Annotated in this window: 4 protein-coding genes; all 4 read right to left on the bottom strand. The window is 34.4% G+C overall.

The window, feature by feature from the left end; all coding sequences use genetic code 11:
* Positions 1 to 12 precede the first annotated feature (12 nt).
* The 4 genes from JS605_RS04020 to JS605_RS04005 all read right to left on the bottom strand — a co-directional run bounded on the left by JS605_RS04020 (position 13) and on the right by JS605_RS04005 (position 11,941).
* Positions 13 to 1,515, bottom strand: coding sequence for a RagB/SusD family nutrient uptake outer membrane protein (locus JS605_RS04020; protein WP_203256371.1), 1,503 nt, complete (start codon positions 1,513 to 1,515; stop codon positions 13 to 15).
* A 10-nt stretch (positions 1,516 to 1,525) separates the two neighbouring features.
* Positions 1,526 to 4,615, bottom strand: coding sequence for a SusC/RagA family TonB-linked outer membrane protein (locus JS605_RS04015; protein WP_203256370.1), 3,090 nt, complete (start codon positions 4,613 to 4,615; stop codon positions 1,526 to 1,528).
* Positions 4,616 to 4,783: 168 nt separating this feature from the next.
* Positions 4,784 to 7,423, bottom strand: coding sequence for a glycoside hydrolase family 3 C-terminal domain-containing protein (locus JS605_RS04010; RefSeq protein ID WP_203256369.1), 2,640 nt, complete (start codon positions 7,421 to 7,423; stop codon positions 4,784 to 4,786).
* A 240-nt stretch (positions 7,424 to 7,663) separates the two neighbouring features.
* The gene (locus JS605_RS04005) at positions 7,664 to 11,941 is read right to left on the bottom strand and encodes a hybrid sensor histidine kinase/response regulator transcription factor (RefSeq protein WP_203256368.1); all 4,278 of its coding nucleotides are present in this window, start codon (positions 11,939 to 11,941) and stop codon (positions 7,664 to 7,666) included.
* Between the last annotated feature and the right edge of the window lie 308 nt (positions 11,942 to 12,249).

Genomic DNA, 12,249 nt, shown 5'->3' with positions numbered 1-12,249 from the left:
TGTTTTTAAATTTTAATATCCTGGGTTCTGGTCTTCTGGGCCAATACCATCATTGGTATCTATTTCTACTTGGGGTATTGGCATGAGCCTATGTACATTTGGGTTGTAGCCCCTAGATTGACCAAAATCGTTTACGGTTATTTCTTGGGCATCTAGATTCCACCTGACCAGATCATCAAACCTTACTTGTTCGCCACAAAGTTCTATCATGCGTTCATGTACAATGGCATCAAAAACACCTGAAGGTGTGTCTACAGGAAAACCTGCTGCATCCATTTCTGGTGTACCGTAAAGTGGCATTTCTACGCGCGCTCTTATTTGGTTTAAAAAGTCTACAGCACCTTCATCATTTCCAAGTTTATGCTCTACTTCAGCTTGCATTAAAACAATATCTGCATAGCGTAATACTCTTGCATTGGTAGATCCATTTTGCTGAATTTGGCTGTTATCATACAGTTGTGAAAACTTAAACCATCTGATATTACCTTGATTCCAGATTAAATCGAAATTTGGGCCGTAAGGCACACCATTTTGTAAAATTGCTAGATTAAGCCTAGGGTCGTCTTCCTCAAACTCATCCATCAATTTTCTGGATGGGTTTAAGTTACCCCAAGCTGTGTATTCTTGTGCATGAAACGTTACTTCTGAAACGCCAATACCAGTTTGAGACCAAAGGTCTTGTTCTGTAGCGTCACCATTAAAAGACACTTCAAACAAAGATTCATCATTATATTCTCCTGAGTCGTTAAAGTTATCCACATAGTCTTCTAGTGGTAGTAACGAATAGTCTGTAATTTGCGCAAAAGTTTGTTGCGCTTCCCTATACATTTCTCTGTGTAAGTATACCTTACCAAGCATTCCCATAGCTGCACCGCTAGTAGCTCTACCATTTTCTGTGGCTCCTTTGGCATACAATAATTCAGAGGCGAGTTTAAATTCATTTATAATTACATCGTATACTTCGTCTGCGGTACTTCTAGGTTGTGGCGTAATTGTAGCTTGAGACTCCAATAATAAAGGAACACCGCCATAACGTTTTACCAGAAAGAAATAAAATAAACCTCTTAAAAAATGAGCTTGTCCTACAGCATCCTCAATATCGGCTTCTGTAAAGTTACCAGAAACTAGACGTTCTCTCATGGTAGCCTCCCCTTCTATAACAAAGTTACAGGCACCAATGCCGTTATAGCAATTGTTCCAGAAACGTGTTACCTGCTCTAGAGAGGGGGTTAATGAGAAATTAAATGAAGTTACAAAGTTAGGGTCTCCTCCAGATTGTGATTCATCTGAAAATGTATCTGGTAAAATATAGCCGTACCTTTGATAAAGTCCTGTATTTTGTAACTGCGCATAAGCCGCATTTGCTGATGCTTCGATTTGAGCTAATGATTCAAAAAAGCTATCACGGGAAAGATCATTTGTGTTTTTTACTGCAACTTCATCGTTACACGAAACAGATAGTATCGATATCAATATAACAATGACAGCACTACTTAGTTTAAATGTGTTTTTCATAATAATTTTTTTAAAATTCTAATTGTAACCCTACAATAAAAGTTTGTGGTCTTGGTGCTTCGCCACGATCTATATTGGTTCCTTGTAAAAGGCCATTTGCGCCATAGAACGGTGCTATTTCTGGGTCTAAACCTTCGTATCTTGTTAAAGTTACCAAATTTTGTCCTTGTAAATAAAGCCTTGCTTTAGATACTACACCTTTAAAAGTATCGTTTAAAAATTCCTTATCGAAATTATAACCCAGAGTTAAGTTTCTTAATCTAGCATAAGAGACATCCTGTAAATAACGTGTAGAAATAAAGTTGTTAGGGTTATTACCTTCAAATCTAAAACGTGGGATATCTGTAATATCTCCAGGGTTTTGCCAACGTCTTAATACATCTACACTATGGTTGGTTACATTTTCTTGTCCTTGTAAAAACCAAATATTTGCATTTAAAGCATCTGCACCATAGATACCAGTAAATAATATGCTTAGGTCGAAATTTTTGTATTCTGCTTTTATATTCGCTGCAAAAGTAAAATCTGGATTAGGATCCCCAATTACTGTTCTGTCAGCATCAGTTATGTCGCCGTCTCCATCTAAATCTCGGTATCTTACATCACCTGGTCTTGGTAAAAACACTTGTCCAGATCCAGGATCTAAATTATCTGCTCCAAGGTGGTCGATAATTTCCTGCTCATCGGAATAAACACCTTCGAATTCTAAACCATAAAAATGGAAAATAGGTTGGTTAGGTGCTAACCTACTTAATTGTTCGGAAAATGGAGGGTTAAAAGATGCTTGTCTAAGTTGTTGCGTTACTGAGCCTAATGAGATAACATTACTTTCTGATCTTGATACATTTCCCCAAAAGCTCCATTTAAAATCGCCTTCATAATCGTTGTAACCTAGTGTGAGTTCCAGTCCTTCTACTTCAACATCTCCAACGTTTTTAGGTAACACTACACCTGTTAAACCATCTCCTGGAATACCAGCTGATGGTCTTTGCGCCTCACCAACTATTAAGCCATCACTTCTGTTATTAAAATAATCGGCTGCAAAAGTTACTTTGTTGTTCCAAAGCCCCAATTCAAAACCGTAATTTTGATTAATACCTTGCTCCCAAACTAAATCTCTATTATTTGCTCCTATAACAGTGAAACCGGGTTGCAGTTGACCGTCTACGGGGAAGTTAAATCCTGCGCCTACTGCTGGATCAAATTGATTTACTCTAGTGCCAGAGTTAGGTAACCTATTGTTACCCGTTACTCCATAACTTGCTTTTAATTTAAGATTGTTAATGGTATTGCTATTCTCTAAGAACTTTTCTTTAGATACTACCCATCCTACAGATCCTCCAGGAAACCAACCTACGCTATTTTCTGGAGCGAAAAAAGACGATTTATCTCTACGTATAGAGCCTTGTAAAAAGTATTTACCATTATAGTTATAACTAAAACGGCCCAAATAGGATAGTAGTTTTACTGGAATGGTAAAACTATTAGATATACCATTCTGTACTTCTGGTATTTCTGAAGTTACTTCATTGTTTAAATCACCAGTTAATGTTTCTGTTTTGTCTTTCTGCTGCTCTGCTACTAAAGTGGCATTAAAATTATGATTGCCAATAGACTTGTTGTAATTTAAGGTATTGGTAAAAACAGTAGAAATAAGATTTGTTCTTCTTTTTGAAATGACAGTATTAAGCTGACCAAACTGCCCTGTAGTTACAAAGGCTCTACTGATATTATCTTGAAATTCGTATCGTGAATTTAAACCAAATTGAGAACGGTATGTTAAACCTTCGGCAAGTTTAAATTCTGCATATAAACTTCCAATCAAAGATGTAACCCTATTTAAATTGTCTTCGGTTTCTTGTACTCGAACTTGGTTTCTAGAGTTATTTACATCTCCTGCATTAGGTCCTGCAAAACTACCATCTGGATTTCTAACAGGGATATATGGTGCGGCTGCTATAACATTATATAGAGGTACACGACCCCCACTAGTTTGAGGTGCTATTGTTTCTGTATACCCATAAGCAAAAGTTTCGCCTATTTTGAAGTTGTCACTTATTTTGGCTTCACTATTTGCATTAAAAGTGTAACGCTTAAAATTTGTGTCAATATAAATACCATCTTGATCAAACGCTGAAAATGAAAAATTATATTTTGCTTTTTCTGTTCCGCCGTTGGCACCAAAATTATAATTGGTTAAAAGTGCTGTTCTAAAAAGTGCATCCTGCCAATCGGTATCAATACCATTCCCATCAAATGTAGGGTTGTTATTTATGATACTAACCAAAGTACCGCCATCTTGTTGAGCATTGATTTCTTTTATATATTGTACATATTGTTCTGTGTTTAACAGATTGTATCTTTGGTTGGATTGTTGAAAACCTGTATAGGTACTAAATGTAAATGAAGTTCTACCTACTACACCTTGTTTGGTTGTTACAATAATAACACCATTAGATCCTCTAGAACCATAAATGGCGGCTGCAGCTGCATCCTTTAATACATCAATTTTTTCTATGCTTGCAGGATCTATATTGTTGATGCTGTTGGTAAATACACCATCTACTACATATAATGGATCTCCATCTCCAAAGGTATTTAGACCTCTAATACTTACTAAGGTTCTGGATCCTGGTGCGCCACCGGCAGAAATGTTTACACCAGCTGCTCTACCTTGTAAAGTTTGGGAAATATCACTAGCAGGTATTTCACTAATCTCTTCAGATTGAACTGATGAGATGGAAGTTGTTAAATCTGATCGTTTTTGTGTCCCATAACCAATTACAACTACTTCATCTAAAGCTTGTATATCTTCATCTAATGTAATATTGAGAACAGAAGCTCCATTAACGGCAATTTCTTTGGTAATATAACCTAAGTAGCTTACCACTAAAGTGGCGTTTTTAGAGTTAAGGTTTAACGAATATTTACCGTCAAAATCAGCAGTTGTACCATTGTTTGTACCCTTTTCAATAACGCTTGCTCCGGGCAAGGGTACAGAACCATCTGAAACTATACCACTTATCGTTTGCGCTATGATAAGGTTAGTAAACATTAATACAACAACAAAAAGTAGTTTTTTTACATAATGTCTTGTCATAATTTGTGAGTGTTTAGTTAGTCTTTTCTTTTATGATTGATTTATAAAAGTTTAGTTACGCCATTCTTCAAAGCTAATTTTTATCTTAAGGTTATGTTAAAACTATTGTTGCAACATTTAGAACATTTCTTGCAAACGCTTGTATTTAAGTACTTAAGAGATGTTTTTTTATTTTAGAACAACAGTGCTCTCTAAAACATTAGAGGTTTTAGTATCTGCTATATCAAAGAATCCTGGTTGTTTGCCACCTACACTTATATTTAAAGATCCTTTCTCAACAGATGTAGAGCCATCTTCTTTTATAATAGCATACTGTTGAGGTGTTATACTAAAGTTAACCGTTTTTGTTTCATCTTTATCTAGATGAATTCTTTGAAAGCCTACTAATGATCTTATTGGACCTGAGGTATTAGATTTATGTGATAAGTATACCTGAACAACTTCATCTCCCGCCATTTTACCGGTGTTAGTAACGCTAACCTGAATTTCTACAGGTGTGTTGGCGTTTACCTGTTCTTTAATGTTTAAGTTGGAATATTTAAAGGTGGTGTAACTTAAGCCATGACCAAAAGGGAATAAAGGTGTGCCTTTAAAGTATTTATAAGTTCTGTTTGCCATGTTATAATCCTTGAAGTCTGGTAAATCGTTCACGGATTTGTAGAATGTTACTGGTAACCTTCCTGCGGGGTTGTAATCCCCAAATAATACATCAGCTATGGCAGTTCCACCAAACTCGCCAGGGTACCAAGCTTCTAATATGGCAGGAACATTATCTGCAGCCCAATTAACAGCTACGGCACTACCATTCATTAAAACTAAAATAGTTGGTTTGCCCAAATCTTGTACTTTTTGCATTAATTCTATTTGTGTTTTTGGAAGCGTTAATTTAGATCTATCCCCTTTATCAAAACCATCTAATAAAACGGGCATTTCCTCACCTTCTATGGAAGGAGATAATCCAAGACAGAGCACTACCACTTCTGATTGTTTGGCAGCTTCTATTGCAGGTGTTATTAAATCGGCGTCAGTTTTGGCCCAAACTAATTGTGCTTGTGGATCTGCATGATAATTGTAGTACTCTATCTTAATGGAGTTGGATTTACCTTTGGCTAATTCTATATCAAAATAATGTGTTTTAGGTTCATGGTCATCACTAAACTTAAAGCGAAGCGAATCGTTAAAGTACAGTTTGCCGCCACTACTGGCTCTCAAGCCTATACGGTACTTGCCGCTTTCTTTTGGAATAAGTTCTCCTGTCCACCGTACAGAAAAAACATCTTTGTTTAAACTATCCAAAGGTCTATTCGATACCCAAGTAAAGTCTACATTTTTATCGTTTCTTGTAAATTCTGGCTTCCCTTGCCAGTTTATGTTTTTAAAGTATGCTCCTTTTAAACCTTGAGCCCCATCATTTTTAAGGACATCAGTTGGAATAGCATCAAGCTTAGGCCAACCAACCGCAATATCACTTCCTAATGCATAATGCACTTTTGCATTTGGTAATTTTTTTTGAATGGCGGCTAAAGGGGTAATATGGTTTTTTGGTGTACCATGATAATTGCCCAATAGTACTTGTTTTGAATTAGCGTTTGGACCAATAACTGCTATTGATTTTATGGATTTATTGAGAGGTAATACATCGTCTTCGTTTTTTAGAAGTACCATAGACTCTTTCGCTACCTTTTCAGATAACTTATGGTGCGTATCACTTGCCACCACACTATACGGTATTTTAGACCATTTTACGTTATCATCAGGATCGAACATCCCTAATTTAAAGCGCGCTGTGAATAAGCGTGATAACGCTAAATCTACTTTGCTCTCATCCACTAACTCTTTAAGTACGGCTTCGGTTAAATTGGGATCGAATACGCTGCCACAGTTTAAATCTGTTCCGCGACTTACGGCTAAAGCAGCGGCTTCTTCAGGGGTGTTAACAATATGATGCTTGTCTTCTTCCCAAAAATCATTTATAGCCCAACAGTCTGATACCACATAACCATCAAAGCCCCAATCGTTTCTTAATATATTATTTAACAACAAATTACTGCCACAACATGCTTCGTCTCTATACCTATTATAGGCACACATAATAGAATGCACTTTTGCTTCTTTTACTGCTGCCTTAAAAGCTGGTAAATAGGTTTCGTACAAATCTTTATTCGATGTATGGTAATTATCTTGATGGCGCGATCTTTCCGGACCACTGTGTACAGCAAAATGTTTTGCCGTGGCTACTACTTTAAGGTGTGTATCATCATCTCCTTGAAGCCCTTTTATATAGTTAACACCTATGCGACTTGTAAGATAAGGGTCTTCGCCATAAGTTTCTTGTCCTCTTCCCCAGCGAGGATCTCTAAAAATATTGATATTGGGCGTCCAAAATGTTAAACCTTGGTAAATACCTCTTTTACCTTCTGAAACTGCTTTATGGTGTTTTGCACGTGCTTCATCAGATACGGCTTCTCCCATTTTAAAAATTAAAGGCGCATTCCAAGTAGCACCCATACCAATACCTTGAGGGAATACCGTCGCTTCTCCAGCTCTTGCTACACCATGTAAACATTCATTCCACCAGTTGTATTCTGGTATACCAAGTCGCTCTATAGCTGGCGCATCGTAACGCATTTGAGACACCTTTTCTTTGAGTGTCATTTGCGCTATGAGATCTTTTACTCTTTCTTCTGTATTTAATTCAGGATTCTGGAATTTATAAGCGTATGTTTGATCTTTAGAGTTGCATGAAAATAAAAGTACTACTCCTACGATTATAAAAAGGTAAACTCTATACGGCAAGATTAATTTCATTTTTAATTTAAGTTAGTTGTTTGGAAGGGTTAAACTAGAAAGGTAAAAAAGCATAAAATCAAGATTATTATTATGAGAATAAGAATAATTTCAACTATTGACTTTCTACGGATATATTTAAATTCCATGAAAACAAAACTATGTAAGTAGCTTACTTTTATTTGGTAAATGCAAAGCATTCATTAAAACATTTAGAGCAATAAAAGATAGAATTTGAGCTGTAGCTTTGATGATACTGTGTCACTCTTTGCTTTTAACTTCTATGCTTGTAGGAAGTACACCATAATGGTTTTTAAAGCATTTTGTAAAGTAAGAGTGTGACGAAAAACCAACTTTATAAGATACCTCTCCTACGGTAGCACTACCTAGTTCTAGTATTTGTTTTGCTTTTTGAAGTCTTATATTTCTCAAAAATTCGTTTGCTGTTTGGTTGGTTAGGGCTTTAATTTTTCGGTAAAACTGACTTTTACTTAAGTTAAGTTGGTTTGCAAGCACCTCTACACTTAAATTAGGATCGCTAATGTTCTCGTTTATGTAATTAAGCACTTTTTCAATAAACTCCTTGTCAATGGATGTTGTTTTAACGTTTTCTGGTAAATCACTAATTACACTAAAGTATTTGTTAAAAATTAATTTTCTGCTTGTAATAAGTTGTGCTAGTCTAAGTTTTAGAAGCCTTAGGTTAAATGGCTTTACCATATAGGCATCTGCACCTAATTCAATACCTTCCATTCGGTTATCAATTCTAGCTTTTGCTGTAAGCATAAGTAGCGGTATGTGACTTGTTTTAATATCGCTTTTTATGTTTTTACAAAATTCAAATCCATCCATTTCTGGCATTATTACATCGGTTATAATAATATCTGGGAGTATTTTTTTTGCGATTTCTATACCTTCAATACCATTATTGGCAATATGTATGATGTAATCGTCTTTAAGCTCTTCTGAAAGGTAAGTTTGAAGTTCTAGGTTGTCTTCTACGATTAGTAGGGTGTTAAGTTGCGATTTGGATTCTTTCTCTATGGGTTCAGCTTCTGATGGGGAATTCTTTGATTGATATACTTCCTTTTTTACATAAGCTTCTTCTTTTGTTTTAATATCAGAAACTTCGTTTATTATTTCATTTTCATTAAAATGCATCTGGCCTGCCGGTAGCTGAATTTTAAAGGTGGTTCCTTTATTTAAATCGCTCTTAACATCAATATTACCTTTGTGCAGGTGTACAAAGTTTTTTACCACCTCTAAACCAATACCTGTGCCTCCGTAATAGGCTTTGTTTAAATTTTCTGCCTGATAAAACCTTTCAAAGATTTTTTCAACTTGATTTCTATCTATTCCAGGCCCAGAATCCGAAATATTAATTTCAATGGCTTTACGTTTCTTGTCTTGATCTATTAGGGGAAAAACAATGTCTTCTTCGAGAATATTTACATCTAAATTTATCATTCCACCTTCTGGCGTAACCTTTACTGCATTGGATAGTAGATTAAATACTATTTTTTCTAACATACTTTTATCGGCCCAGATAGGAATATCTAAAAAAGTAGTATCCAGGGATAAGGATATGTTTTTTGATATAGCCTCTTCTTTAAAATGCCCTATAATATCTTGAACAAATTCTACAAGATTAAATTGGTGTGCCCTAATACGTACTTTGTTTAATTCCAGTTTTCTAAAGTCTAAAAGTTCTGTAATAAGCCTGTGTAATCTACTAGTGTTTTTATGTACAGTGTTAAGTTTTGTTCTTACAAGTTCTGGTAGTTGTTGCGTTTTGCTTGTTAAGATATCCTCTAGAGGATTCATGATTAAGGTAAGAGGCGTTCTAAATTCATGGGAAATATTGGTAAAAAACTGGAACTTCTTTTCATTTAAAGCTTCTTTTTGTTTTCTTGTTTCCCGCTCATAGGCAATTAATTGTTTTTCCTTAAGCCGTTCGCGAGTAATTCTATTTAAATAGTATAGAGCTCCCAAAAATAGAAGGACATAGGTAAATAAAGCCCAATTGGTTCTCCACCAAGGAGGTAAAATGGTTATTTTTAAATTTTTCGGAATTTCATTCCAAATTCCATCATTATTTGCTGCTTTAAGTTTAAAGGTATACGTGCCATAATCTAAGTTTGTGTATGTGGCATTCCTAGTATTTCCAACATAATTCCAAGAATCTTCAAGTCCTTCAAGATAATAGGCAAATTGGTTTTTTTCAGGTCTTGTGTAATTTATTGCAGTAAATTCAATAGTAAAAACAGATTGTTTATGAGTAAGCGTGATTTCTTCGGTCTCTGAGATGACTTTATATAATGGGCTATTTTCCGTATTGGGTATTACAGGTTCGTTAAATAATTTAAAATTAGTTAGGTGTACTAAAGGTTCTGTAGTATTTGTATTTATAGCATTAGGGTTAAAATAGTCTACACCTTGATAATTGCCAAAAAACAGGTTGCCGTTTTTGTCTTTAAATGAGGCATTTACATTAAAGTCGTTAGATAATAACCCATCATTTTGTGTATAGTGTTTAAATTCTTGTGTTTTTGTATTGAGTAGGTATATCCCAGAATTACTGCTTACCCATAAATTACCATCATTACTTTCAATGATTCCAGTTATATTTTCTCCATCCAGTCCGTTTTCTTTATTATACCAAGTAAATGTTTCTTCGGTTGTATTTAGTTTACATAATCCAGCTCCTCTGGTTCCAATCCAGATGGTTTGTTTATCAGATGCCTCATAAAGTGTTACTACATGGTTAGCGGTAATTTCATTATTAAATTTTTCAGACATCTTATCTCTAAATGATACTACATGAAAAATACCATCTGCATCTTTTACCACTTTGTATAATCCTTGTGTTGTACCTACCCACAAGTTATGTCTAGAGTCTACTAACACTTTTCTAATATCTACCTTTATGAGGTTTTTTTCTACAAAGGATTTGCCCGTATGGCGTGTTATCTTTTTAGATTTCGGATCAAAGGAATGAAGGCCTTTAAAAAAGGAACCTATCCATATTTTACCTTCGGCATCTTCAGTAATGCTTAAAATGGTATTGGAAGCAAGATTGCTATTGGTTTTGTTGTAATTTAAAAAGCTCTTAGAACCTTTGGGTAGCACAAATATTCCATCATTCCAGCTTCCTAACCAAATATTACCCTTGCTGTCTAAAAAAATACATTCTAAATAATTGCTCTTTAGTCCATTATAAGAACCAGAAATAGTTGAATTGATATGGGTAAATTTTTGAGTATTAAAATTATAGATGTCTACACCTCCCCCGTCTGTACAAACCCAGAGGTTTTCCTTAGCGTCTTTTAATAAGCCTGTAACTGATGGACTTGACAACGAATTTTTGTTATTGCGTTCACTTTTTAAATCTGAAAATTTATCATAAAACTCATCATAAATGCTTACCCCACTGTTGTAATATCCTAGCCATATTCTACCATCTTTATCTTTATATAAAGACCAAATAGAATCAGATAACAAACTGTTTTCGTCTTCTTTGTTGTATAAATAGCGTTTTAAGAGTTTGCCTTGATCATTAACATGTATTAGTCCATCGTTTTCGGTTCCGCATAAAAAACTTCCGTCTGATAATTCAACAATTGAAAAGATGCGCTGTTCGGTAATATTAGCAAAATTAATTCTGTATCCCTTTAAGCTTTTTCCTTTATCTTTTAAAACGATTAAACCATCAGATTCTGTACCAATCCATATATCATTATTGTCTATTAATAGTGAGTAAATAGGATTATTAATGGTGTTTATTTTTGTGTTTACCTTGGTGTGTTCAAGGTGATTTTCATTCAAGTTAAATTCTAATAATCCAGAATTAGAGCCTGCAAAAATCTTTCCTTCTGCATTACAAGCTAAAGCATAAATAATTAAAAAGGGGTTGTTAATGCTTGAAGAAGTAGCTACTTGTTGGACATTTAAAGTGTCTAAATTAAGTTTGTACAGACCAGATCCAAATGTGCCAATAAAAAGATTATTGTTATCATCTCCTGATAAACTCCTTACTGATAGTACTCTGTCTTGAGTGAGATCTTGATGTGCTAACGGAATTCTAACAAATTGATCTAGATCTCTATCATAAAGGTTTAAACCTTCCTCTGTGCCAAACCATAACCTGTTTTTTTTATCTAGAAAAGTGCAGTAAATGTTATTGTTGCTTAAAGAAGTGCTGTCGTTTAAAGTGTGTTTGTAATTTTTATAGTTAATACCATCAAAACGATTTATACCAACACCTGCCGTTCCAAACCAAATAAAACCAGCATGATCTTGAATTATACAAGTAACAGCAACTTTGGATTCTCCGTCATTTACGTTAATAAAATCGAATTTTTGTATGTTGTTTTGGGAGTTAATACTCAAGCATGCAAAAAATAAAACCAAACAGAAGTATCTGTATATGATGTTTTTCTCTTCTTTTAAAATTGATTTAAAGTGTTTCTTAACTCTTATTGGAGTTGTATGCTCTTTTAAAGCATTTAAAGCTCTCAATTTTAAAAAAGTTACAATCATATTCAAAATCTATAGTTTTTATTTTAGTCTCTTTATGATGTTAATTGATTAAGGTTTTTAGGGAACACTTAAATTTAATCATAAATATTTTAGAGAGTGTATATTGTAATTTAAAACTAGATTTTTCCTTGGATACGCATTGTAAAATTTAAAGCATATTTTGTAACAAAGTCTGCGTTACAATAACGCTGTTCTAATGATTTTAAGGCTATTAAAAATTCTTAGAAGTGGATAATATATTTTAAAAGTTAAAGCCAGAAAAGAAAAAGGGTTCTGGTACAGTAGATGTACTAATTTAACAAAACAAC

It is taken from the genome of Hyunsoonleella ulvae, assembly GCF_016827605.1.
GTDB classification, from domain to species: Bacteria; Bacteroidota; Bacteroidia; order Flavobacteriales; family Flavobacteriaceae; genus Jejuia; species Jejuia ulvae.
This window is presented reverse-complemented; position numbering and strand designations above follow the sequence as displayed.

What these genes read in the sequence shown, in the direction of transcription:
- JS605_RS04020 (WP_203256371.1), bottom strand. Translation starts at nt 1,515, where the DNA reads ATGAAAAACACATTTAAACTAAGTAGTGCTGTCATTGTTATATTGATA.
- JS605_RS04015 (WP_203256370.1), bottom strand. Translation starts at nt 4,615, where the DNA reads ATGACAAGACATTATGTAAAAAAACTACTTTTTGTTGTTGTATTAATG.
- JS605_RS04010 (WP_203256369.1), bottom strand. Translation starts at nt 7,423, where the DNA reads ATGAAATTAATCTTGCCGTATAGAGTTTACCTTTTTATAATCGTAGGA.
- JS605_RS04005 (WP_203256368.1), bottom strand. Translation starts at nt 11,941, where the DNA reads ATGATTGTAACTTTTTTAAAATTGAGAGCTTTAAATGCTTTAAAAGAG.